Annotated in this window: 18 protein-coding genes; all 18 read left to right on the top strand. The window is 51.8% G+C overall.

All coding sequences use genetic code 11. From position 1 onward, the window contains the following. Positions 1-4 precede the first annotated feature (4 nt). The 18 genes from ACFO3A_RS03035 to ACFO3A_RS03120 all read left to right on the top strand — a co-directional run bounded on the left by ACFO3A_RS03035 (position 5) and on the right by ACFO3A_RS03120 (position 26495). Positions 5-799, top strand: a complete 795-nt coding sequence (locus ACFO3A_RS03035; RefSeq protein WP_377723878.1) for an ABC transporter permease — start codon at positions 5-7, stop codon at positions 797-799. 4 nt (positions 800-803) lie between these two features. Further along, entirely contained in the window at positions 804-1481 is a 678-nt protein-coding gene (locus ACFO3A_RS03040) for an ABC transporter ATP-binding protein (protein ID WP_377723880.1), read from the top strand. A 194-nt stretch (positions 1482-1675) separates the two neighbouring features. Continuing rightward, positions 1676-2605 (top strand): KpsE/RkpR family capsule polysaccharide export protein, encoded by a 930-nt coding sequence (locus ACFO3A_RS03045; protein WP_377723882.1) that lies wholly within the window; start codon positions 1676-1678, stop codon positions 2603-2605. Between the two features lie 16 nt (positions 2606-2621). After that, positions 2622-4379 (top strand): polysaccharide biosynthesis/export family protein, encoded by a 1758-nt coding sequence (locus ACFO3A_RS03050; RefSeq protein ID WP_377723884.1) that lies wholly within the window; start codon positions 2622-2624, stop codon positions 4377-4379. A gap of 50 nt (positions 4380-4429) precedes the next feature. Continuing rightward, positions 4430-6097 carry a chromosome partitioning protein ParA gene (locus ACFO3A_RS03055; RefSeq protein ID WP_377723886.1) on the top strand — a complete coding sequence of 556 codons (1668 nt, stop codon included), beginning with the start codon at positions 4430-4432 and terminating at the stop codon, positions 6095-6097. A 677-nt stretch (positions 6098-6774) separates the two neighbouring features. Beyond that, positions 6775-7752, top strand: coding sequence for a coiled-coil domain-containing protein (locus tag ACFO3A_RS03060; RefSeq protein WP_377723888.1), 978 nt, complete (start codon positions 6775-6777; stop codon positions 7750-7752). 6 nt (positions 7753-7758) lie between these two features. Continuing rightward, positions 7759-9216 (top strand): mannose-1-phosphate guanylyltransferase/mannose-6-phosphate isomerase, encoded by a 1458-nt coding sequence (locus ACFO3A_RS03065; protein ID WP_377723891.1) that lies wholly within the window; start codon positions 7759-7761, stop codon positions 9214-9216. Next, positions 9206-10516, top strand: coding sequence for a hypothetical protein (locus tag ACFO3A_RS03070; protein WP_377723893.1), 1311 nt, complete (start codon positions 9206-9208; stop codon positions 10514-10516). Before ACFO3A_RS03065 ends, ACFO3A_RS03070 begins: the two co-directional genes overlap by 11 nt. Next, a complete protein-coding gene (gene cysD, locus ACFO3A_RS03075; RefSeq protein ID WP_377723895.1) occupies positions 10507-11409 on the top strand; it encodes a sulfate adenylyltransferase subunit CysD in 903 nt (300 codons plus the stop codon). The genes ACFO3A_RS03070 and cysD overlap by 10 nt, the downstream gene beginning before the upstream one ends. Beyond that, positions 11409-13232: a sulfate adenylyltransferase subunit CysN gene (gene cysN / locus ACFO3A_RS03080; protein WP_377723897.1), complete on the top strand. Its 1824-nt coding sequence runs from the start codon at positions 11409-11411 to the stop codon at positions 13230-13232. Before cysD ends, cysN begins: the two co-directional genes overlap by 1 nt. Before the next feature lie 6 nt (positions 13233-13238). Beyond that, positions 13239-14030, top strand: a complete 792-nt coding sequence (locus ACFO3A_RS03085; protein ID WP_377723899.1) for a sulfite exporter TauE/SafE family protein — start codon at positions 13239-13241, stop codon at positions 14028-14030. Further along, positions 14027-14824 carry a 3'(2'),5'-bisphosphate nucleotidase CysQ gene (gene cysQ, locus ACFO3A_RS03090; protein ID WP_377723901.1) on the top strand — a complete coding sequence of 266 codons (798 nt, stop codon included), beginning with the start codon at positions 14027-14029 and terminating at the stop codon, positions 14822-14824. Before ACFO3A_RS03085 ends, cysQ begins: the two co-directional genes overlap by 4 nt. A gap of 71 nt (positions 14825-14895) precedes the next feature. Next, complete coding sequence (locus ACFO3A_RS03095) at positions 14896-20061, top strand: glycosyltransferase (protein WP_377723903.1); 5166 nt, start codon at positions 14896-14898, stop codon at positions 20059-20061. 74 nt (positions 20062-20135) lie between these two features. Beyond that, a complete protein-coding gene (locus ACFO3A_RS03100) occupies positions 20136-20903 on the top strand; it encodes a methyltransferase domain-containing protein (RefSeq protein WP_377723905.1) in 768 nt (255 codons plus the stop codon). Between the two features lie 289 nt (positions 20904-21192). Further along, a complete protein-coding gene (gene gmd / locus ACFO3A_RS03105) occupies positions 21193-22308 on the top strand; it encodes a GDP-mannose 4,6-dehydratase (RefSeq protein ID WP_377723907.1) in 1116 nt (371 codons plus the stop codon). 6 nt (positions 22309-22314) lie between these two features. Beyond that, positions 22315-23289 (top strand): GDP-L-fucose synthase, encoded by a 975-nt coding sequence (gene fcl, locus ACFO3A_RS03110; RefSeq protein ID WP_377723911.1) that lies wholly within the window; start codon positions 22315-22317, stop codon positions 23287-23289. Between the two features lie 37 nt (positions 23290-23326). Next, positions 23327-23791 (top strand): GDP-mannose mannosyl hydrolase, encoded by a 465-nt coding sequence (locus tag ACFO3A_RS03115; protein WP_377724324.1) that lies wholly within the window; start codon positions 23327-23329, stop codon positions 23789-23791. After that, the gene (locus tag ACFO3A_RS03120; protein WP_377723914.1) at positions 23784-26495 is read left to right on the top strand and encodes a glycosyltransferase; all 2712 of its coding nucleotides are present in this window, start codon (positions 23784-23786) and stop codon (positions 26493-26495) included. Before ACFO3A_RS03115 ends, ACFO3A_RS03120 begins: the two co-directional genes overlap by 8 nt. Positions 26496-26532: the final 37 nt, after the last annotated feature.

The raw sequence follows: 26532 nt of genomic DNA on the forward strand, positions 1-26532 counted from the left end.
AAATATGCAGAACTCCACCGCATTTCAAAAATCCTTAAAGCTGACCAGTGCTGTGTGGAAGGCGCTGTTTCTGCGTGAGGCAGGAACACGTATGTTCGGTTCGCGCATGGCCTGGATGTGGTTGATTTTCGAACCGTTGATCAATGTCATGTGGCTGGTGGCAATTTTTACCATTATTCGCATCCAGCATATCGGTGGTATTGAAACTGCCTTATGGATTGCAATCGGAATGTTGGTTTTCTTGACTTTTCGGCGTACTTTGACCCAGGTGCAGAATGGTATTGATGCAAATAAATCGCTTTTTGCTTATCGACAAGTGCGCCCAGGGGATGTTGCTTTGGTACGTGCCCTGGTCGAAGGTTTTTTAATGTTTTTAATTAGCACGGCAGTATTTTTTGTTGGGGCTTTTTTAGGCTGGATGGCGTGGCCTGCCAATGCCTGGGGGGTGCTGGAAGCCTTTATCGCGGTCTGGTTGTGTGCGCTGGGACTGGGGTTGGTATTTGCTGTTTTGGTAAAACTGGTGCCAGAGGCAGGACGTATTATTGGCTTCATCATGATGCCGTTGATGATGATTTCCGGTGTTATTTTTCCACTTTCGGCAATTCAGGAGCCTTATTTAAGCCTGCTGCTGCTTAACCCGTTGGCGCATGCCATTGAAGCTGCACGTATTGCGTTCTCCCCTTATTATCATTCGGTGCCAGGAGTAGATTTGTTGTTTGTTTATCAATCTGCCTTGGTCTTGATTTTTATTGGCTTGGCATTGCTGCGGCGATTCAATCAACGTTTGGTGATGGATTGATGTAATGATTGAAGTCGTAGACATTCATAAACGTTATTACACCGACCACGGCATGGGGCCATGGATTTTGCGTGGTATTAATTTGACCATTCCTACCGGGTGCAGTGTCGGCCTGGTTGGTGGTAATGGTGCAGGTAAATCTACGCTATTGCGTATCATTGGTGGTGTGGACTATCCCAATAAAGGAGTGGTGCGCCGCCACTGCAAGGTATCCTGGCCCATGGGCTTTGGCGGTGGTCTGCAAGGGAGTCTCACCGGGCGGCAAAACACCAAGTTTGTTGCACGCATCCATGGCATGGAACATGACATTCCCCGTATCGTCAAGCAGGTGGAAGCCTTTTCTGAAATAGGTCCTGCATTCAATGAGCCGGTCAAGACCTATTCGTCGGGAATGAGATCACGCCTGCAGTTTGGGTTATCTTTGGCGTTTGACTTCGATGTCTATATTTCCGATGAGGTAACAGCCACAGGTGACCGTGCTTTTCAGGCAAAAGCCAAGAAAGCATTTAAAGACATGGTAGGAAAATCCAGCGTTATCATGGTTTCTCACAGTGAGGGGACGCTCAAGGATTTTTGCCAATCCGGTATTTGGCTGCATGATGGAACGGCCCAATGGTTCGACCAGATTGACGATGCCATCAAAGCCTACCACGACAGTACTTCCGATATTGATAAATCATGACTGAAACTCTTACCTTTATGCAATGCAGTTTCCGTTGGCTATGCAGCTCACGGTTACGCTGTCTGGCAACGGCGCTCTGCCTGCTTTGTGGCGTATATTGGCTACTGATTGCCTCGGATCGCTATGTATCTGAATCGCGTGTGATTGTGCAAAACACCAATCTTCACGCCAGTGCCAATTTTGATTTGGGTAGCTTGATTTCCGGTGGCAGTACTGGCCCCAACCGTGCCGATCAATTGCTGCTGCGCGAATACCTGCGCTCGCCCGATATGGCAGAAAAACTCGATGCCAGCCTGCACCTGCGTGAACATTTTGGCAGCCAGGGAGACTGGTTCTCGCGGCTGTGGGGCGGCACCGATGCAACGCGCGAGGAGTTTCATGAGTATTACCTGCGCCGCGTGCAGGTCGAGTACGACGAATTTGCCGGCGTATTGGTCTTGAAAGCCCAGGCGTATGAAGCCGAGCAAGCCCAGCGCATCGCCCAGGCTTTGGTGCAAGAAGGCGAAGCCTTCATGAACCGCACTGCCCACGCCATCGCCCAGGACCAGGTCAATTTTCTGGAAGGGCAGGTCAGCAAACTCTATGACCAGGTGCAAAAGTCACGCCGTACCATGCTGGAGTTTCAGGAGAAGAAGGGGCTGATCTCCCCCGAGGCAGCCGCCCAGGTGCTGGCCGCCATCGTGGCCAATTTGCAAGGCCAACTGGCCGACCTGCAAGCCCAGCGCAGTGCCATGCAAGCCTATCTGGTGGCCGACCACCCCAGTATCGTGCTGGTGGAGCAACGGATTGATGCCATCGAAAAGCAAATTGCCCAGGAGCAAGCCAAGCTGGCTGCCCCTGGTGGTAAAACCCTCAACCGCACGGCGGAAGCCTTTGCCCAACTGGAACTGCAAGCCAAGTTTGACCTGGATATGTATAAAACGGCGCTGACTGCGCTGGAGCAAGGTCGCCTGGAAGCCACTCGTACACTGAAAAAACTCTCGGTACTGCAGCAACCCAACTTGCCGCAAGACGCGCTGGAACCCCGGCGCCTGTACACCACCAGCGTTTGGGTGCTGACCATCCTGCTGCTGGCGGGCGTCCTGCACCTGTTGCTCGCCATCGTGCGTGACCACCAAGATTAAGAAACCCGGAATGCGTATGAAACACACACCATCCATCCTTGCCGCCGTAACCCTGGCCCTTGGGTTGTCGCCTCTGGCGTGGGGGCAGGTTGACCTTGGACTCTCTGGTGTTTTGCAGCAAAACACCGCCAGCAATCCCTTTGCTGCACAAAACATGCCCCAGGTGCCCGGGGCAGATATGGCTGCCAAGCAGCCTGCCCTCCCGGCGGCCAATCCTGCGCAAGTAAAAAGTCAGGACAACCCGCTTCTGACCCAGGACCACCTGACCAACCAGGCCAGCGACGTTTTTGGCGCCCAGCTCTTTACCGGTGCTTTCAGCCAACCGGGAGCAACCCAGTTCAATCCGGACTACGCCGTGACCCTGGGCGATCAAATCCAGGTGCGTCTGTGGGGCGCATTCGCTTTTGACCAGGTACTGACCGTCGATCCCAGGGGCAACATCTTCCTGCCCCATGCCGGCCCGGTGCAGGTGCTGGGGGTGCGCAATCAGGACCTGGAAGGTGTTGTGCAGGCTGCCGTGCGGCGCACCTTCCGCAACAACGTCAGCAGCTATGCCAGTCTGGCCGCAGCCCAGCCCGTGCGTGTATTTGTGGGCGGCAACGTAAATCGGCCCGGCCTATACAACGGCACCAGTATGGACAGCATCTTGCGCTACCTGGATATGGCCGGTGGTGTCGATCCCGAGCGCGGCAGCTACCTGCAAGTGCAGGTCAAACGCGGTCAGGCTGTCAGGGCGACCATCAGTCTGTACGACTTCCTGCTCGACGGCACCATGCCCATGGTGCAACTGGCAGATGGCGATGTGATTTTTGTCCCCCCGCATGCTGAGCGGGTCAAGGTCGGCGGTTTGGTGGCCAATGCCAAGCGCTTTGAATTTCAGGGCCAAGGGCAGACCGTTGCCCAACTGATGCAGCTTGCCAAACCTTTGCCCGATGCCACCCATGTACGCGTCGTGCGCAACACAGGCAGCGTACGCAATGCAGAGTATTACCCCTTGAGCCAAGCCGCCACCGTCCAACTTATGGATGGCGACGAGTTGCAATTTACCGCCGATAAAAAACCCGGCACCATCACCGTGCGCGTGGAGGGCGAGCATGACAGCGCCCAGGAATACGTTCTGCCCTACGGCACCGCCATGGGCAGCCTGCTGGAACAAATTCAGGCACGCCCCAATGCAGACATGACCAGCCTGCAGCTTTTCCGTGAAAGCGTGAAACAGCGCCAAAAAGAAATGCTGGCCACCAGCCTGCATAACCTGGAAATGAGCTTGCTGACCGCCCGCAGCGGCAGCAGCGATGAAGCCCGTCTGCGTAAAGAAGAGGCGGATTTATCGTTGCAATGGATAGAACGCGCCAAACAGGTAGAACCCCTGGGGCAAGTACAAATTGCCAAGGCCAGTCAGCTTAACAGCATGTTGCTGGAAAACGGCGATATCATCCGCATCCCCCGCAAGGACGACCTGGTACTGGTCAGCGGCGAAGTGCTGTTCCCCAACGCAGTGGCGTTTGAGGGTAATTTGACCCTGGGCGACTATATTGAACGTGCCGGCGGTTTTACCCAAATGGCCGACAACGCCCGCGTGGTCGTGGCCCGGCGCGATGGCTCTTTTGAGCAGGTCAAAGCCAACCGGGTATTTGGCAGTACCGCAATTGAAGCCGGTGATCAGATATTGGTACTGCCTAAAGTGGACAAGAAAAAGCGCCAGTTCTGGAAGGACATGACGCAAATCATGTACCAAATTGCGGTGAGTGCCAAAGTGGTATTTGGACTATAATTGCCGTGCCGGGGTAAGAACGCCTACTAGGATCAGTAATTAAAACCAATATGAAAAAAATCATTATTACCGGCCACCCCCAATCGGGGTATGCGCAAATTGAGTCTTTACTTATCTCCAGTGGCATGGCTGCAGCGCAACCGTCGCAGCGCAGCCAGTTGACAGCGGCGCAAATCACCGCCACCTTGCGCAAGGCCCATGGTGCCCCAGCCCTGGACGCGCTGGAGAGCGACCAAGCCTTGCCACAAATTGCAGTAGCTCCAGTCTGGCAAGGCATGGTGCTGGATCTGATGCTGGCCAACCTGGAGCATCCCCTGTGGGGCTGGGCAGATCCCCATACCATTGATCTGCTGGAATACTGGCAGGCCCAAGACCCGCAAATTGTTTTTGTCTTGGTGTATGACGCACCGCACACCGCCATTACACGGCTGTGCCTGGAAGACGCCGCCGCCCCCGCAGGAAAGCTGCAGCAGCGCCTGCAAACCTGGGTGGCGTACAACAGTACCTTGCTACAGTTTTACCTGCGCAATCGCCAGCGCTGCGTATTGGTGCACGCCCACCAAATCGAGCAATTTGAATCCGCAGCGCAGCGCTATGTGCAGTTGATCAACACCCACATCGACACCCCCCTGCAGCTACCCATCCCAGGCGCTACCGATCAACCCCAGCAGGATGCTGCCGCCACCCCAGCAAGCACCCACGACGGACTGACAGTAGGCAGCCAGGCACCGCAGTGCTTGGCGGCGGCCGAGCAAGCAGTGGCCCAAGACCTGGGCCACAGCCAGCAGGCACGCCTGCTGCTCGCCCAGTTATTAGAGACCTACCCCCAGGCCCAAACCCTGTACGAAGAACTGCAAGCCGCCGCTACCTTGCCCGCCAGCCATACGCAAGCGCTGGCCTGGCATGGTGATGCGCAAAGCCGCTTTGCTGCGTGGCAAGAGTTTGTTCAACTGCAGCAGCGCAGCCACCAAGCCCAGGCAGAGCTGCTTAAAAAACAAGAGCGCTTTACGCAGATGCAGCAATCGTTTGAGGCTGATTTGTCCCAAAACAAAGCCTTGCTGGCAAGCGAAACTCAATCCAGGGCGCAACTGCAAACCCAGTTGAAAGAAATAACAACACAACAACAAAATGCCGTTGAAGAAAACGAGCTGCTCCTGACCCAACTCCATCAAGTGCAGGAAGAGCTGGAGCGCCACTACCTGGAGGGCAAGCAACTCCAGCAAACATTGGCTGCCACCCAGGCCAAAGCCAACGAATTACCCAGCACCCAAGCCGAGCTGAAAAAGGTGCAAGACGCACTAAAGCAAGCCCAAACTAAAGCTAATGAGCTAGCGAAAGCCCAGGTAGAGCTCAAAAAAACGCAAGAAGCGTTGCAGGCGCTACAAAAAGAACCTGCAGCGCAAGAGCTGCAAGATGAAAACGAGCTGCTCCTGACACAACTCCATCAAGTGCAGGAAGAGTTGGAGCGCTACTACCTGGAAAACCAAAAACTCAAAGCCGGCCACAGCCCCGCCAAAGCCCATGCATCGATGCAGGCCTACTACGGCGCAGCCGAGCGGGTCAAGCGCCAGCTCTCGTACCGGCTGGGCAGCGTCATGATTGAAAAATCCCGCAGCCTGGGCGGTTGGCTCTCCATGCCCTTTGCCCTGCAGACTGAGGCACGGCGCTTTCGCCAAGAAAAAGCCGCCCGCAAGGAAGAAAAACTCCCCCCCCATTGAACGCTACCGCGATGCTCATGAGGCGCAGCGCATCCGGCAGCACCTGTCGTACCGTTTGGGCGCAACTTTCTTACAGCGCTCGCGCAGCATAGGCGGCTGGCTCTCCATGCCCTGGGCCCTGCATGCGCAGGTGCAAGACTTTCAGAAAAGCCGAAAAACCTAAAACAGGGTCTCTGCAGCTGTCCTAATGTCTCAATAGACAGCTACTTTATTAATCAGCCCCGCGTCTGAATATTTCTTAGCCCAACCGTATGCAGTCACTCACGCCGTATTTAGACCTGTTGCAGCCTTTGCTCCCCCCCAGCCATATCACCCTGGTGGGCGCAGGCTCTGGCCAAGGGCAGTGGGCGCAGTGGCTGGCCAAGCAAAAAATCAGCGCCACTTTGATGGAGGCCGATGCCCAGCGCTTTCAGGCCCTGCAGCGCCAGCACGCCGCCGGTAGTTGGCCACAGGCACGGTTGCTGGAGGCGGTGCTGGCGCCTGAGGCCGGCGCGGTAGAGTTTTTCAGCGCCAGCCTGCCCGCCGAAAGTGGCCTGCTGCCCGCACAAGACCTGCAGCCGCTGTGGCCCAACCTGCACACCCTGCAGGTGCGTAGCCTGCCCGCGCAGCCCCTGTCTGCACTGCTGGCCGACAGCGCCCACCAATGGCTGGTGCTGGACTGCCTGCCCGCAGCCCCCTTGCTGCAAAGCGCCGGCTCCGCTTTGGATGCGCTGGATGTCATCCTCGCCCGGGTGGTGCTGGCGCAAGCAGGGCAGGGCGCAGCACCCGCAGGCTGCAGCCTGGATGCCGTGGCCCAGGCACTGCCAGGCTTCAAACTGCTTGGCCAAACCAGCAGCCGCCACCCCGGCATCGGTCACGCCCTGTTTGTGCGTGACTACCCCAGTGCCCACGCACAAGCACTAAAAAAACAAGATCTGCAAGCGCATGCTCAGAAAGCGCTAGAGGCTGATTTGGCTGCAAGTAACAAAGCCAAGGACGCTGAAACGCAAGCCAAACAAGCAGCCCTGCAAGCGCGTGATGAGCAAGCCAAGGCCACACAAGCTTTGCAGACCCAGTTGCAACAAGCGCAGCAGCAAAATGCCGAGTTGCTGAAAGAACAAGAGCTACAAGCGCAGACCTTGCAAGGGCTAGAGACTGATTTGGCTGCAATCAACAAAGCCAAAGATGCTGAAACGCAAGCCAAACAAGCAGCCCTGCAGGCGCGTGATGAACAAGCCAAGGCCAAAGAAGGCTTGCAGACCCAGTTGCAACAAGCGCAGCAGCAAAATGCCGAGTTGCTGAAAAAACAAGAGCTGCAAGCGCAGGCTCTGCAAGGGCTAGAGGCTGATTTGGCTGCAAGCAAAAAAGCCAAGGACGCTGAAACGCAAGCCAAACAAGCAGCCCTGCAAGCGCGTGATGAGCAAGCCAAGGCCAAAGAAGGCTTGCAGGCCCAGTTGCAACAAGCGCAGCAGCAAAATGCTGAGCTGATTAAAAAACAAGAGCAGCAAGCGCAAACCCAACAAGCGCTACAGGCTGATTTGAACGAATACAAAGCAAAACAACAGGAATCCGAATACCGCGAAGCCCTGGTGCAGCAGGAAATGGCCAAGGTCGAAGCGCAAATGGAACTGTTGAAAGAACTGCTGCTGGAAGAAAAGCAGGGCACAACGGAATAACACCCTATGACTGAAACAACAAGCATTCACCCCGTCATTCTTTGCGGTGGCTCCGGCACCCGGCTGTGGCCGCTTTCGCGCACCGCGTATCCCAAGCAACTGCTAGCTTTGGTGGAGGAATCCACTCTGTTGCAAGCTACCGCGCAGCGCTGCGCCAGCCTGCAGGGCGCAGGCATCGCCGCTGCCGCGCCCATCCTTGTCAGCAACGAAGAGCACCGCTTCCTCGTGCGCCAGCAACTGCAAGCCATTGGCTGTACGCCGGCCGCCACCTATCTGGAGCCGCAAGGGCGTAACACTGCACCCGCCATTGCCCTTGCCGCCCTGCACTTGGCGCATGGCGACAGCAGTACGCCTGCCAACCCGCAGGCCGTCATGCTGGTGCTGCCCGCAGACCACGTCGTGCGCGACTGCGTAGCCTTTGCCGGCGCCGTGGCGCGTGCGCTGCCCGCAGCACACGCGGGCTGGCTGGTCACCTTCGGCATCGTGCCATCCGGCCCAGAAACCGGTTATGGCTACATTCAAACAGGAACACCTTTAACCCAATTCACGGGCGTGCAGCAAGTGCAGCGCTTCGTCGAAAAGCCCGACAGTGCCACGGCGCAGCGCTTCATTGACACCGGTGGCTTTTGCTGGAACAGCGGTATGTTCATGTTCACCGCAGAGCGCTACCTGCAGGAACTGCAAACCCACCGCCCCGACATCCTCGACGCAGCCACAGCCGCATGGCAGCAGCGCAGCCAGGATCAGGACTTTTGCCGCCCGCAGGCGCAAAGCTTTATCGCCTGCCCGTCCGACTCCATCGACTACGCCGTTATGCAGCCCACCACGCGTGCCGCTGTGGTACCGGTGGACATGGGTTGGAGTGATGTCGGATCTTGGGACAGCCTCTGGGCTATATCCGACCGGGACGCCCAGGGCAACGCCGTGCGCGGCGACGTCTATCACCACAGCACCCGCAACAGCTATCTGCGCTCCGAAAGCCGCCTGCTGGCCGTCATCGGCATGGAGGGTGTCGTCGTCGTCGAAACTGCCGATGCCGTTTTGGTCATGCGCAAGGACCAGGCGCAGTCTATCAAGCAGGCCAGCGAATATTTCGCACAACACCAGCGCAAGGAGCAAATTGAGCACCGCCGCGTGCACCGGCCCTGGGGCTGGTACGAAGGGGTGGACGCTGGCGAGCGCTTTCAGGTCAAGCGCATCATGGTCGAACCCGGGGCGCAGCTATCGCTGCAGATGCACCACCACCGGGCGGAGCACTGGATCGTCGTCAGCGGTACGGCCAAAGTCACCATCGACGGGCAAGCCACCCTGCTCAGCGAAAACCAGTCCACTTACATCCCTTTGGGCAAAACTCACCGTCTGGAAAACCCCGGAAAACTGCCCCTGCACCTGATCGAGGTGCAATCGGGCAGTTACCTTGGTGAGGATGACATTGTCCGGTTTGAGGATAGCTATGGACGATAGAAAAATAACTACGGCAGAGGCTTATTGGAGATATGGTGATTGGGGCCGTTTAATCGATTTGTATCCGGATTCGGGCTCGAAAAACCTTGATCAATATACAGAAAGAGCGCAGCTTGCTGTATATGCTGCAGCGGGTCATTTGCAGAGAGGGCAAATAGAGGTTGCCAGAGAATTGATCAGGCTGGCGCAAGAGTGGGGTGTTGGAAAAAGTTTGCTTGGAAATCTACTTGTTTCAGGAATTTACAATAACTTCGGTGTGATTGCCGAACTTTTAAATAAAAGTTACGATTCTTATACATATTTCGAAAATTCGGTTAAAAATAATTTGAGAGATACGACAAATAGCATCGCAGTAAGAATACGTAGAAATAAAGAATTTTTTTATTTAAATAAAAAAACAAGAGCTGGCTTTGGTAATAATAAATCATTAGAACGAAATAATAATTTAATTTCTGAAAATAACGATGCAAATCAAAAATTCAATCTTAATATATATATTAATAAAACAAAAAAAAATCATGATTTTTTATTAATAAATTCAAAATCCTTGCCGAGATCCGGTTTGCATTATTTAGAGAAAACCTTGAGTCAAATATTTGGCGAATGTTTTTCTTTTTGTGAGTTATATCAAGAACCCGGGTGTTGTAAACAGTTTCCTTGCGCCTTAACTGGTTTTATGGATTATTCTTTTAAGAATAAAATGAAGCATGTAAGATTAATTAAATCTCATGATTTTGGCTTAAGCGATCCGATTTTTGAAAATGGAAATAATATAAGACAACTTGTCTTGATTCGTGCCCCCCTTTTTATTCTTACTTCATGGTTCGAACTTTATCAGTTGCAAGTACATAAAGAAATCCTTTCAAAATTTGATATAAAATTGCAAAAAATATATTATCGACATGAAAAGCAAGTTTTGGAAATGGCAAATGAGATCATCGATGCATATTTTGCTCCTTCTTCGACTGATCAATTGACTTCCTGGCTTGATGAAAAAGTAAGATATGCGAATAAATTCATTATGAAATATACCAATGCTGAGGTTGTGAATGGTGGTAAAACTGATATTCTTCTTTACGAAGATATTGATCGTTATGCGAAAATTATTGTGAATAAGCTGAATTTTAAAAAAAATCATGATGCATTTTTGTGTGATAAAGAGAGGTTCAAAGCACGAAGCGATCCGTTTACGGCAAAGTCATTGAATATTACTAATTATTTGATCGAAAATTCGAATTATTTTATTCGGGCTGCCGAAAAAATTAAAATTCCTGAAACATCCTGCATTCCATGGGTATAATGAAAAATATAACTTTTTTAGAATCCGAATCCATCGAAATCATCCGCGAAGCAGTTGCCACCGCCCGCAAACCGGTGATGATGTACTCCATCGGCAAGGACAGTTCCGTCATGCTGCACTTGGCACGCAAGGCATTCTGGCCAGCACCGCCGCCGTTTCCGTTGCTACACGTAGATACCGGCTGGAAGTTTGCCGCCATGTACGCGCTGCGCGACCGCATGGTGGCCGATACGGGCATGCAACTCATTACCCATACCAATCCGCAAGGGCTGGCTGAGGGCGTGGGGCCATTCACGCATGGCAGCAGCTATCACACTGATGTGATGAAGACCCAGGCGCTCAAGCAAGCGCTGGATACGCACGGTTTTGATCTAGTGTTTGGTGGAGCACGGCGCGATGAGGAAAAATCCCGTGCCAAAGAGCGCATCTTCAGCTTCCGTGCCCCAGGCCACCGTTGGGACCCCAAGGTCCAGCGTCCCGAGCTGTGGAGCCTCTATAACACCCACATTCATGAAGGCGAGAGCATCCGGGTATTTCCCTTGAGCAACTGGACAGAGCTGGACATCTGGCAATACATCCAGGCCGAAAATATTCCCATCGTGCCGCTGTACTTAGCCGCCGAGCGCCCGGTGGTGCAGCGCGGCGGCCAGTGGATCATGGTCGATGATGAGCGTTTTCCGTTTGAGCCGGGTGAAAAGCCCGAGATGCGCTGCGTGCGCTTCCGTACCTTGGGCTGCTGGCCGCTGACGGCAGCCATTGAAAGTAATGCCGACACGCTGGAGGCCGTGGTTGCCGAGACCTTTGCTGCCCGCAACTCCGAGCGCCAAGGCAGGATGATTGACAGCGATAGCCCCGGCTCGATGGAGAAGAAAAAACAGGAGGGGTATTTCTGATGCAAGTGCTGCGTTTTATTACCTGCGGCAGCGTGGACGATGGCAAGAGCACGCTGATTGGCCGTTTGCTATTTGAGAGCAAAGCGATTTTTGATGACCAGTGGAGTAACTTGCAAATCGATTCGCGCCAATACGGCACGCAGGGGGAGAATATTGATCTGGCGCTGCTCGTTGATGGCCTGCAGGCCGAGCGTGAGCAGGGAATCACCATTGATGTGGCCTACCGCTTTTTTGCCACTACCAAACGCCGCTTCATTGTGGCTGACACCCCTGGCCATGAGCAGTACACACGCAACATGGCCACAGGAGCATCCACTGCTGACTTGGCAGTGATTCTTGTGGATGCCTGCAAAGGTGTGCAGACGCAAACCCGCCGCCACAGCCGCATTGTGGCCATGATGGGCATTGAGCAGGTGGTACTGGCCGTCAATAAGATGGACTTGGTTGGCTACAACAAGGAAGTGTTTGATGCCATTGCAAAGGACTATCAGGCACTGGCAGATGAGCTAGGCTTGCAAGTGCAGCAGGTTGCACTATCTGGCCTGCAAGGTGACAACGTGCTGGCCCGCAGCCCGCATATGCCCTGGTACCAAGGGCCGACGCTACTGGAATACCTGGAAGCGATACCACTGGGCGCGGACAATATCAATCTGCCGCTACGCCTGCCGGTGCAGTGGGTTAATCGCCCCAACCCAGACTTTCGGGGGTTTTGTGGCCGCTTAGCGGCAGGCCAGGTTCGCCCGGGCGCTGCAGTGCGGGTGCTGCCCTCGGGCGTGCAAACCTGCATTAAACAGGTACTGTCTGGGTTTGCCGAAGTGGACTGCGCCAGTGCAGGCGAATCGGTCACCCTCACTTTGGCTGATGAAGTAGATGTCAGCCGGGGCGATGTGCTGGTGGCAGCCGAGCTTCCGCCAGAAGTGGCCGATCAGTTCGAAGCACGGTTGCTGTGGCTGGATGAACAACCTTTGTTGGCCGGGCGGCAATATCTGCTGAAACTAGCCACCCGAGAGATCAGTGCCACCATTACCACCATCAAGCACAGAGTGGATGTGAATACCGGTACACAACTGGCCACCAAAGCACTAGAAATGAATGCTATGGCCACGGTCACCTTTTCTACCAGCGCGCCGCTGGTGTTTGAGCCTTATCAACAAAACCGCGTGCTTGGCAGTTTTATCTTGGTTGACAAGCTGAGCCTGCAAACCGTTGGTGCCGGGATGATTAACTTTGCCCTGCGCCGTGCCAGCAATATCCACTGGCAGGCTCTGACGATGAACAAGGCTGGCCGTGCCGCGCAAAAGCACCAGCAACCACGCTGCATCTGGTTTACCGGCCTGTCCGGATCGGGCAAATCGACCATTGCCAACATGTTGGACAAGCGCCTGTACGCCGAAGGACGGCACACCTACATACTTGATGGTGACAATGTACGCCACGGCTTGAACCGAGACCTAGGCTTTACCGAGGCCGACCGGGTGGAGAACATCCGCCGCATTGCCGAGGTGGCGAAACTGATGGTCGATGCGGGGCTGATTGTGTTGGTGAGCTTTATTTCGCCGTTTCGTACCGAGCGTCAATTGGCACGCAGCCTGTTTGTCGAAGGCGAGTTCATCGAGGTTTTTGTCGATACGCCCCTAGCCGAGTGCGAGCAGCGTGATGTCAAAGGTCTGTATGCCAAGGCACGCAGGGGCGAGCTGAAGAATTTCACCGGTATCGACAGCACCTACGAAGTCCCGAAGAACCCCGAAGTGCATCTGTACACCCAGCACAGCAACGTCGAGCAGTGCGCCGAGGCTGTGCTGCAAGCCCTGTATGATGAGTAAATCTGTATGGATTGGATGCTGTGGGTAGCCGGTGCGCTGACCGGCTTTCTGGTAGGTTTGGTGGGTGTGGGAGGTGGTGCGCTGATGACGCCGCTGTTGCTGCTGCTGTTTGGCGTGGCGCCGCTGACGGCGGTGGGCACCGACCTGTGGTTTGCGGCGTTGACCAAGCTGTTCGCCAGTCGCATCCACCAGGGTCATAACCTGATTGACTGGCCTGTGGTCAAGCACCTGTGGCTGGGCAGCCTGACAGCCTCGGCGCTGACGCTCATCTGGATGTCGCTGCATCCGGTGGACGAGTCCGCCGTGGTGCTGCTCAAGACCTCGATTGCCATTGCAGTGCTGATCACGGCGGTGGGGCTGCTATTCAAGCGCCCGCTGCAGGCGCTGGGACGCATGCTGCGCACCTCCAGCTCATCACGCTTCAAGGCGGCGCAGATCCCGCTGACGGTAATGGCCGGCAGCGTGCTGGGCGTGCTGGTGACGCTGACCTCTGTCGGTGCCGGTGCCCTGGGGGCGGTGTTTCTGGCCTATTTGTATCCGTTTCGCCTGACGCCGCCGCGCCTGATTGCTACCGACATCGTGCATGCCATTCCGCTGGCGATCTTTGCCGGTGTGGGCCACCTGGTGATTGGCAATGTGGATTTCAAACTGCTGGGTAACCTGCTGCTCGGTTCGGTGCCGGCGGTGATCGTGGGAGCGGTGCTGTCCACACGGTTGCCGCACACCTTGCTGCGCTGGCTGCTGGCCATCGTGCTGCTGGGCATTGGCAGCAAATTGTGGATGGGAGTGCATGCATGAGCATGAATCAACAACAGTTGGAGTGCCTGTGTCGCATTGCCCATGAGGCCGGACAGGAAATCATGGAGGTGTACGGCACCAACATCGGGCACTGGAACAAGGTCGATGACTCGCCCCTGACCGAAGCCGACCTACGCGCCGACCGAGTGATCCGGCAAGGACTGGAGCAGCACTTCCCGGGCGTGTTCATCCTGTCGGAGGAGTCACGCTCGGCCGGAGATGAGCTACCAGAGCGCTTCTTTCTGGTCGATCCGCTCGATGGCACCAAGGAGTTCCTCAAGCGCAACGACGAGTTCACTGTCAACATTGCCCTGGTGGAAAACGGTGTACCGGTGGTTGGCGTTGTGCTGGCTCCGGCGCTGGGCGAATGCTTTTATGCGGCCCGTGGACTGGGGGCTTTCAAGCGGGATGGGCAGAGTTACCGCGCCATTGCCACAGCAAAGCTGGGGAGTACTTTGCGCGTGATGGGCAGCCGCTCGCACGGTGGCGACAAGCTCAAGGCCTGGCTGGTCGGCTTGAGCCAGCCCTACGACTTTGTGGCAGTGGGCAGCTCGCTCAAATTCTGCCGAATCGCCGAAGGCGCAGCCGATATATACCCGCGTTTTGGCCCCACCAGTCAGTGGGACACAGCGGCTGCGCAGGCGGTACTGGAAATTGCTGGCGGCACGGTGACTGATTTGCACGGGCAGCCACTGCGCTATGGGTTGCAGCGCCCCATCCTCAATCCGGAATTTATAGTTTTTGGCGATCGTGAAAAAAATGGGGTGATTTTTGATGGCTACTCCATTTGTTAAATGTACGACTTTTACTTTTTACCGTTAGATAAAGAGAGGCGTTGAAAATAAATTCAACGATTAATTAATAAATGATGAAAATAAGACATATCATTAATCCTGTGTTGGTTCAACCCGATTCTGATTTATATATCGCACAACCAATTACTTTCGCTTCAATTATAGCTGCCCGTAGCGCAGCAAAAGAGTCTGGTATTGAGGTGGATATATGTTTTACGTGTTATCCGGAAGATGTCGATGTTGTGCCGAGTGGATTTCGTAACATCGGCTTTCTTGGACGGTCAATCACTGATGTTGCACAACTAGGAAAGCCGCGCAAGCTGCCGTTAATACAAGATATAGTTGCCAAGGCACTTGAAGGTGTAGAGGTTGATTTAATTATCTACACGAATGTTGACATTGCAGTTCAACCAGAGTTTTATATTGAGGTTGAGCGTATTGCAGCGCAAGGGTATGACGCATTTACTATAAACCGGCGAACGCTACCTAAACACTACGATTCTCCTTCGCAACTTTCGCTCATGTACCAAGAACCTGGAGAAAAACATCCTGGTCACGATTGTTTTATATTCAAATACGAAGCTGCTCGCCATTATAAGCTTGGGTTTGGCTGTATCGGTGCGAACTGGATAGGTCGAATTCTATTGGCTAACCTGATGGCCAATTCAACGCAATTTCATATTTTTGACAACAAGCGTCTCACGTTCCATATCGGCGATGACCGTTCCTGGAAGATAGATGCATTCAGCGACTATGACAGTCATAACGAGCAGGAACTCGTCAAGATTCTGGAGGCAATATTAGAGAATGAAGGCACAAACCATGTGAGTGATTTGCGCAGTATGTATGTCATGCACCGTGATCGCCTGCACTTTAGACAAATATTGCGGGAACATACATTTTCAAGGCCGCTGCCAGCACCTTCTGAGCGCTTTTTGCCGTCATTGCTTAAAGGCAGTACAGATTGGAAGATTCCTGTCCTGCTCGATCAGTCTCCGATCTTTATCGTGGGCTACCCACGATCAGGAACCACATTGCTGCAGTCGAAGCTCATGACGCAAGCCGGTGTTGTTTCACTGCCTGAGACGCATTTTTTCTCCATCGTGCGCAACCGGCTCCGCGTCCATAACGACATAATCGATCCCGTTTCGCTGGATAGCACATTGGACACACTGCGTGAGCGCTATCCATTGTCGATCGAGATGGAAACTGCGATTCGCTACGTGGCAGCCAGAGGATCGCTCTCACCGAAGATGCTCTTCGAGGCCATCGTTGCCGATGGGCTTCTGACAAATTATGACCTCGATACGATCAGCGGAAGTCGCTTTGTAGAGAAGACCCCTGATCACGCCGTGCGACTGGACATCATTCTTCGCTGGTATCCCCGAGCCAGAGTCGTCAATATCGTTCGTCATCCGGAAAAGGCAATCATTTCACGACGGCAGAACTTTGCCGGAGAAGATGACTGGCCGATTCAGGATCACGCGCTGCGTTGGCAAGCCAGTGTCGCTGTGATTGACAAGTATCGTGACGATAAACGCTTCATGTCTGTACGGCTCGAAGATCTGGTCGCCGATGAGACAGCGGTCTTGGCAAAGATCTGCGCCTTTGTCGGTATCCAGTTTGACGCCCAGCGCCTGTCCGGCGCAGCAGCATTGGCAGACAAGATTTCCTTGCCGTGGGAGCAGTGGAAGTCCGGCAACCGAAAGGAAGTATCAGCAAATATTGCGCACCGCCATTCAAGGAGGTTAAGCGCGAGAGATCAAAAGGTGCTGCAAAGTATCGTCGGTGAGCAAATGAAAGCCCTAGGCTATTCATTGAATGTCGAGGCTGATCGGAATTTAGAGGATTTTCGGCAAAGTGTCGTGGTCTTCTCTCACATTCCCAGCCATCCATGTACACATGGCAACAGCAAGCGGGTCCACGCCGTTTGTCAAAATTTCAAGGACCTCGGCTTCAAGGTCAGTTTCTTTTATTACCTCGTACATCCGAATCTGGCTGTTGACTATGAAGGAATGCTCGATGCCTGGGATGATGTGAGGGTACATTCCAGGGGAATGCCCATGCCTGTCAGCAAGGATGGCTATTTTGGGATTGATGATGTCTGCGAGAAGGGGCTGTCGGAGTGTTTCGCCGCGTACTGTGAAGAACGAAATGCACAGATCGCACTAGTCAATTACGTCTTCTATTCTGGCGTATTCTCATTATTGCCACCGAATGTCTTGCGCATTCTTGACACGCACGACCGCTTTGCCGATCGCCACTTGAAATTGAAAGCGGCTGGGATCCCGGCGGATCTTTGGTGGTACTTGTTCAAACCAGCCGAGGAAGGGGTCGGGTTGTCACGTGCCGACATTGTCCTGGCGATACAGGAGGAAGAGGCAAAGTACTTCTCTACCGTGACGGATCGACACGTTGCTGTCCTGCCCCAGTTGGAGCCGCAGCAGACACGTACTCGTCAACCAGCTATTCCATTCCAGCGTGCAGGGTTCCTGGGCAGCGACAACCCGGTCAATGTCGAAGCGGCAAGGCTACTCGTGGCCGGTTACATGAATTCGGCATGTCCCGAGCGCCTGCCCGAACTGGTCATTGCCGGAAAAGTCTGCAACCAGATTGTTGCAGACCATCCGAAGATACTGCTGCTGGGGCCTTTGGAAACCCTGGATCAGTTCTATGACATGATGGATGTCATTGTGATACCGCTTGAGTTCGGGACAGGCCTGAAAATCAAGGCAGTCGAAGCTCTCGCCAATGGTCTGCCCATCGTGTCTACGTCGCATGGTAGCATCGGTCTTGGTTCCAAGCATCCCTTGTTGAACCTGATGAAAGCCGAGGAAATCGTGAGCGAGCTTTCGGAATTGTCTCAACCCAATGCCGTACAGCGCGCATCGGAGTTGGCCGAACACTGCAAATCGTTGTTCGAGGCTTATCAAGAAAGGGCGGGATCGGCTCTAAAGGCCATTCTCGGCCAGGCAATGAAGAGGGAAGGCTTCGCGCGTTTGGGTAGTGAATCGCGGCAAAATGAGAAGACGACCTTGGCTCTGATCTCGAATACACGAGCACTCATTTCACGATTAGCACCGCCAATTTCATCTTCTGGAATGAAAGCATTATTCGTTGGCCACGGTTTTCATCGACGCACAAACTCTTCGAAATTCTTCATCGACTACCTCAAGAAGATTTTTGATCTGCAACTCTATTGGCTAATGCCACACGAGGCGGATGCAAACTATCCACGACAATTCATCGGCAGTTTTGACTTTGTTTTCTTTTGGCAACTCATGCCTGACAAGCGCATAACGGATCACCTAACGGCAGGTCGTATCGTCTGCATTCCTATGTACGATGCGACCGGAGTTTATGAAACTGCCGCTTTCAATCCAAAACGCTGGCTTTCTTTGAAAGAATATCCCTTCATTTCATTCTGCAGGACATTTCATCAAGATTTGAAGAGTATCGACATCCAGTCTTTCCTCTTGCAATACGCACCAGGTGCTTTGCCGGTACTCACAAATGGCCGCGAGAATAGGGTCAAACCAAGGGTTCTATTCCTGTTCCGACGTTTGGAAATATCTTGGGCCATGGTACGGCAGTTATTTGAACCGAACGATGTCGAATCTATCCACATCCATGTTTCCACCGACCCTAAGCACCAATTCGACCCTCCCACGGAAGCCGACATGAAGGCCTATCGCATCACGATCAGCACGTGGTTCGATAAACGCGACGAATATGATGCTCTGCTCGATAATCACGATATCTTCGTGGCACCAAGATTATATGAAGGCATCGGCATGGCATTCCTCGACGCCATGGCGAAAGGGCTTTGCGTGGTCGCTCCTGACAGACCAACAATGAACGAATACATTGAACACGGGGTCAGTGGTTTGCTCTTTGATTCAGCTGCGCCGAAACGACTGGAGATTTCCAACTGGAAGGCGATTGGCGTGGCGGCTCGTAGAAAACTGGGCTGCCTGTCAGAAAAATTTGACACCGATCTGAAAATCTTACGCTTGTACTTGATGTCACGTCGGGTGGTGCCCGTCAACGTAGAAATGGAACAAGCCAATCTTAATGCAAATTTAAAAGGACGCAGGGTTCTGTTGGTTTTTCCACATAATCCTTTCCTGAGAAGCAATGGGGTTCAGTCGCGTTTTCTGAAGCTTCTTGAATATTTCAGTTCACGTGGAATAGTAGTCGACATGCTTTCTCATTCGAATTTTGTCGATAAATGGGATGAGGACGATCCACAAATAAAACGATTGGTAAGGAACCTTTATTTAGAGGATTTCAAGCAAGCTAAAATTTCTGGTTTGGCTGCAGGTAGTGTTAAAAGTCCCCTGCCTGATTTTGCTTTTCAAAATATAAAGAGCCGCTTCGACAATCTGCTCTGTGCTGGTTCCTATGATTTAATAATCGTAGGTTACGTTCACTGGGCCAACTTAATTCGTGATGTTGCAAATGTCCGAACCCTGATCATGGTGGAGGACTGTATAAGCCAGAATTTGATGGATCGTCATAATGGAAATTATGACTATGCATCATCGCTAACCGAAGAAGCAAGACGCATTGATATGTTTGATGCAGCAGTATTTATTTCTCCAGACGAAATGAATTTGTTTTCTCCGTTGTGTAAAAACGTCAAGATGCATCATGTACCGCATATTATAGATCTACCCAACAAAACTGACGATAAATATATGTGCAAAAATCGACTTTACGATTTGGTTTTTGTCGGTTCAGATAACCCATTTAATATTGCAGCAATGCGTTGGTTTTTTCATGAAGTGTGGCCAATCATAAAAAAAGGGACGTCTGTCGCTGTTGTTGGACAAGTATGCGGTGAGTTACAAAAACATAATTATGCGCCTGCGGACGTCAATATACATTTACTAGGGCATATAGATGAACTCGATGATATTTACCGAAAATCCAGGGTTGCTATTTCACCTATGCTTCATGGAACAGGTTTGAAAATTAAGGTTGTAGAGGCGTTAGCGTACGGTTTGCCTGTCGTCGGTTTGCCGGCAGGTCTTATTGGAATTACCGGTGAAAAACAGGGTTGTTTTGAAGTTAGTACGGCGAGGCAATTTGCTGATGCAATAAGTGATATTTTAAAATCTCCTGCGCGGTGGGATATATTATCAGATAAGGCGCGAAGTTCAGCCGAAAACCTTTTTGGCATTGAAAAAATAGGAAAAATATTAGATTCGGTGTTTAAGGATGTCCTTGGCTAAACAATCCGGTTGATTGCGTCAATAGTCAGATAAGCTTTCAAATAATTTCTTAAATATGATTTAATTTTGCAACAATGAGTCACCAATTACTTGCTTACAATAAACTCTCGCATTACGTAAATTTTTCTGGGAAAATAATTTTAGAAATTGGCGGAAATCAGAAAATGGAATCTGTAGTTCCTTTTATGAAAAGCGGAGCCGACAAGATTTTTGTTACTGGTCTTGGACATATTAGCAAAAATAATATTTTTCACGATGGCAGAATTGAAATATTAAGGGCAAATGGCCATGATATAAGGAGTATCTTCGGGGATAATATATTTGATTGTATTTATGGATTGTCAATAGTTGAGCATATAACTCAGCTATCCAACTTCCTTGAGCAGGTTTTTTATGTTCTAAAGCCTGGCGGACTGGCTTTTTTTGAAGGGAGCCCTATCTGGAGTAGTAAAAAAGGGCATCATCTTTGGGTTAGGAAAAAGAATATTAACTATTTGTTTGACCCTCTTTTTCCTGCTGATACTCCAGTAATAAATCCAATTCCAGATTGGGGTCACTTGCTTTTTGGGAGAGATGAACTGAAATCGATAATATTGCGACAACAAATCCCTGATGATGATGTTGAACTCATTATGAATTGGATTTTTAATAATCCTGAAATCAATAGATATTTTCATCGTGATATTTCGGTTTCTTTCTCCAGCTGTCCATTAATAACACTTGAGATTGGAAATGACTGCGAGGTTGTGCCGGCGGAGGTTTTGAATATTCTTCGCGCGAAGCATGGGAGCATGAACAATTATGGGGTAAATCGAGTGCAATATGTGTTAGCGAAACCGTAACCCTGATTTCGCGCTCATCTGTAATTTATCGCTATCAATTTGCGTGATATTTTTTGCCTATCAATTCGAGAATTAAATTTATTTAAACCTCTACCAAACTCTATAGGGGGATAGGCAAGAGAAAATATCGGAAAATTATATTTTTGCTCATCTGCCCGCCCCTGTGCCGTTCAATGGCCCAGATGCTTGGAAAGGCAATGATCAATCGCGAGATCGTTTATTAAGTTTGGCTGAAAGCAATTTCATCTTTTGATTGTGTGTTGGTTTAAAATTCCCTCTTTATTTTGACATGAAAAAAGCCCTCATCACCGGTATTACCGGCCAGGACGGTTCCTACCTGGCAGAATTTCTTCTGCAAAAAGGCTACCAAGTCCACGGCATCAAACGCCGCGCATCGCTGTTCAACACCCAGCGCGTCGATCATATTTACGAAGATCCGCATGTGGACAACAAGCATTTCGTGCTGCACTACGGAGACCTGACCGACAGCTCCAACCTCACCCGCATCATTGCCCAGGTGCAGCCCGATGAAATCTACAACCTGGGCGCGCAAAGCCATGTGGCGGTGAGCTTTGAATCACCCGAATACACGGCCGATGTGGATGCGCTGGGCACCTTGCGCATGCTGGAGGCGGTGCGCTTTCTGGGGCTGGAGAAGAAAACACGCTTTTACCAGGCCAGCACGTCCGAGCTGTACGGCCTGGTGCAGGAAATCCCCCAGCGCGAGAGCACGCCCTTCTACCCGCGCAGCCCCTATGCCGTGGCCAAGCTGTATGCCTACTGGATTACGGTGAACTACCGCGAGTCCTATGGCATGTATGCCTGCAATGGCACCCTGTTCAACCATGAAAGCCCGCGCCGGGGCGAGACCTTCGTCACGCGCAAGATTACCCGTGGCCTGGCGCACATTGCCCAGGGCTTGCAGCCCTGCCTGTATATGGGCAACCTGGCTGCCCTGCGCGACTGGGGCCACGCCAAGGACTATGTGCGCATGCAGTGGCTGATGCTGCAGCAGGAGCAGCCGGAGGATTTCGTCATTGCCACCGGCGTGCAGCATTCGGTGCGCCAGTTCATCTTGTGGGCGGCGGCGGAGCTGGGCATCACGCTGGAGTTCAAGGGCCAGGGCGTGGATGAGGTGGGCGTTGTTTCCGCCGTCACGGGCGACAAGGCCCCGGCGGTGAAGGTGGGCGACACCGTGGTGCGGGTGGACCCGCGCTACTTCCGCCCTGCGGAGGTGGAAACCCTGTTGGGTGATCCCAGCAAGGCCCGTGAAAAACTGGGCTGGGTGCCGGAAATTACGGTGCAAGAAATGTGCGCCGAGATGGTGGCGCACGATCTGGACGAGGCCCGTCGCTTGCGCTTGCTGCGTGATAGCGGCTTTAACGTGGCCATGGCCAGGGAGTAATCGCCCATGAGTCAAGCAACACCACCCGTTATTTTTGTAGCAGGCCACCGTGGCATGGTGGGCTCTGCCATTGTGCGCCAACTGCAAAAGCAGGGCGGCTGCACCCTGCTGACCCGCACCCATGCCGAGCTGGACTTGACTCGGCAGGCCCAAGTAGAGGATTTTTTTGCAACGCACAAGGTGGAGCAGGTCTATCTGGCGGCTGCCAGGGTAGGGGGCATTCACGCCAACAACACCTACCCGGCAGACTTCATTTACGACAACCTGATGATGCAGGCCAATGTGATTGCCGCAGCCCACCAACATGGAGTGCGCAAGCTCTTGTTTCTGGGGTCAAGCTGCATCTACCCCCGCATGGCCCAGCAGCCCATGGCCGAAGATGCCCTGCTGACCGGCACGCTGGAGCCAACGAACGAGCCCTATGCCATTGCCAAGATTGCCGGCATCAAGCTGTGCGAAAGCTACAACCGCCAGCACGGCACGGACTACCGCAGCGTAATGCCGACCAACTTGTACGGCCCGGGGGATAACTTTCACCCGGAAAACAGTCACGTGATTCCAGCCCTGGTGCGCCGCTTTCATGAGGCAGTGCAGCGCGGTGATGAAGAAGTGGTTATTTGGGGCAGTGGCACCCCCATGCGGGAATTTTTGCATGTGGACGATATGGCAGCCGCCAGCGTGCATGTGATGAACCTGCCCCGCGAGATTTGGCAAGCCAGCACCCAGCCCATGCTGAGCCACATCAACGTGGGCACGGGCGTGGACTGCAGCATCCGCGAGCTGGCGGAGACGATTGCCAGGGTGACCGGCTTTACTGGCCGCTTGGCCTGGGATACCAGCAAGCCCGATGGCACGCCGCGTAAGCTGATGGATGTGAACCGCCTAGGCAGCCTGGGCTGGCGTGCCAGCATCAAGCTGGAGGCAGGCTTGCGAGATGCCTATGCCTGGTTTTTGGCGCACCAAGAGGATTACCGTGCTTGATACCAGTCCCCCCCCTCCACCGCAGTTGCCCGATGGCGTGTTTCGCACCGTAGTGGATGTTGCGCCCTTGGTCGCGATGGATTTGGTGGTGACCAATGGCAGAGGGCAAATGCTGTTGGGCCTGCGGCACAATCGGCCCGCACAGGGCTTTTGGTTTGTGCCCGGGGGCCGTATCCGCAAGGGTGAAAGCCTGGACAAGGCTTTTGCCCGCATTACGGAGGCGGAGCTAGGCCTGCCCCTGCAGCGCCAGCAAGCAAGCCTGTTGGGGCTGTTTGAGCACCATTACCAGGACAGTGTGTTTGGCCCCGCTGGCGCAGGCCCAAGCACCCATTATGTGGTGCTGCCCCACCACATCCGCCTGACGGCAGAACAGGCAGCGGCGCTGCCATTGCCAACCTTGCAGCACGGTAGTTATCGCTGGCAGGACTTGCAGGCAATGCGGAGGGATGAGGCGGTGCATGAGAATACACGTGCCTATATTGATTCGGTTCTGAATGCTTGATTTGAAAAAGTTCGCCCATGGCAAAGCAAATAAGGGGGATATCTATCTTTGCATCCATGAATTAAGCCGTGAGCAAATTCGTGCGTGGCGTGATTTCATTGCCAATATGCAAATGGCAATTAGGCAAAATTGGCAGTTGACTGAAATTTCTGCTGAAGAAATGGAGGTCAGGAAAGATGGTGCATTTGTAGTCATTTCAAGCTCTGCCAGCCTTGGCAGAAAGATTCTGAAAAACTTCAATCAGATTTTTATCTTTCCGCAAGACAGACCAAGAAAAATTGACCCTTGGCTGTTGTATAAGCTGGAGCAATGCAATCTTGCCAGCGATGAATTATCTTCATCCGGCAATGATGTTTCGTTGATTTCTTCGGTTTTCAATGCTGACAAATACCTTTCTGGTTTTCTGGAAAATTCATCTGCTCTGATAGGTTATCAAGACTATCAGCATTTGTTGATTGCTCCCAACTCACCAGGCAATGAACATAATGTATTGCTTGCACATGTAAAGAAGTGGCCCCTAGCTGTTTACATTCATTTGCTAGAAGATCCAGGGCTGTACGAGGTATGGAACCTGGGCGCTCGCTTGGCAACAGGCTGTTATCTTTCGAATGCCAACCTAGATGACCGACGTAGCCCTGAGCATGTGCAAAAACTGAAAACCATTCTTGATGCACATCCGAATGTTGCGGCTGCAGCGGGTGCATTGAGAGTGTCCCAAATTGAAAACCTAGCTTGGCACCAGTCGGCCGATTGCCCCACCATGTTTTCTGATATTGCTCACGGCGAATATCAGTTTGATGACTTGTTCAGGAAGGTGCAGGGGCAATGGGCATCTCGCAACTTCCTGCATTGCATGCCATTGTGGCGGCGTGACTTGCATTTGCGTTTTGGATGGTTTGATGAAAAACAGTTTGGCCCTTCAGCCGACTGGGAATTCTGGTTGCGATGCGGGCACGGTGGGTGCATTTATTATTTTGCCCCGGAACCTCTGGGTGTTTATTTGAAGATTGAAAGCAGCTACTGGCGACGTGAACCAAAAAATAAAATATTTGATGAAAAAATTGTTCATCAATACAAATCGGCAACTGCCCCTGATCAATTCGAATTGTCTGTCAGTTGCCTAAATAGGCCGGTTTCGTTCGCGTTGCGTGAAGCCACCAGCCTATTTGAAAGTGCTTACCCTGTTGAAGCTATTGCTGGCTTGATTCGTATTTTGGGTGGAGTTCAAAATGAAATTGAGGAATTTTTGAATTTTGCTGATGGTGTTTCTAGATTTCACCTTGACCTTGAGGCTAGAGGGTGGATGCCACAAGTTGTACCTGCTCTATATGCAGAAGGCCAGGGTGTCGACATTATTTCTCATGCCCTCGCGTTGATTTTTCATGCTCTTTTAAAAAAAGCTACTCCGGCCAAGGCGAGAGCTATCAGTAATTTTGAAATCGCCTGCTTTGATATTATTGACTATAGAGAAGAGACTTCGGGAAATCTTCTTCTTGCTTCCTTGCAGAAAATTTTGCAGAATAACAAAAAAAAGTATTTGATAATTGACTCTGTTTTTAAAAAAGATGCCAGGCTTTTTTGGGAGAATATTCAAAAAATATATTTTTTTAAAAATACCTCGAAATTTATCCTTGAAAAACTTGTTGGTAAGAAATCGGCCAATGGCGTTGACTGTTGCAAAAAAAATATAAATCTGGCTTTCTACCCTGCTTTTTCTGCGAATAGTTACCTGGATTTGCTATACGAACCGTATCGTAGTGATCCATCAAATATTATTGAAGGCTATCTGGATTTTTCGGAGTTTATACAACATCAGTACCAGCAAGGAAAAGAAAATATATTACACATTCATTGGATTAACTCGATTTGGAATGGCCGGTATGAAAAAAATGGTGAGAAAAAATTTGCCATTCAAAGTTTACGCCAAGCCCAAGAACGGGGTTTTCAAATATATTGGACTATACACAACTATGTAAGCCATGCATCAAGCAATGTAGAAGAAGAAATAAAGTTTAGAAAAAAACTGTATCAATTGGCTGACAAGATTTTTGTCCATCACCCATTGGCTATCAGCGAACTGGACTGGCTGCCTGATCATAAAAAAGTCCATGTTTTTGAGCATGGTGCTTACCCTGTGACAGAAAACTGTCTCGGCCCAGAAGAGGCTGTTTCTTTGGAAAAATTCATCGGTCTGGATAAGGGGCAGCTATTAATCACGATTGTTGGCCAAATTCGTGCTTACAAGGGACTTGAAAAGTTGCTTCCTGTAATGATTCATCTGACTAATGAAAATTCATCCATAAAATTCTTGATTGCTGGCGAGATTAAGGATCCTTCATTCGCAAAGCTTTTAAAAAGGCATTCAACCTCAAATATAAAAATCATTGATGAGCATCTTTCTTTGCCAAAGTTGAATCACATCATGAAGATGTCAGATTTTGGCTTGCTGTCATACGGAAGAATACTCACTTCAGGAACCTTGTTTCATTGGTTGAGCGCTGGTAAACCTGTTCTGGCCCCACGAAAAGGTACTATTCCAGCCTATGTGGTCAACGGATGGAATGGTTATATTTATGATGATTTAGAGCATTTGACTGTTTTTTTTAAAAAAATTGCAAAAATTGACAAGAAAAATATTTGCTCAATGGGAGTTAATGCTCTGTCTGTTGTGGCCCCTTTGAAGTGGGAAAATTTTGATACTTGATTTTCTCAAGCATGCGTATTTTTAAGATGAGAAAGTC

The organism is Comamonas nitrativorans, from assembly GCF_042654765.1.
Lineage (GTDB): Bacteria > Pseudomonadota > Gammaproteobacteria > Burkholderiales > Burkholderiaceae_C > Comamonas > Comamonas nitrativorans.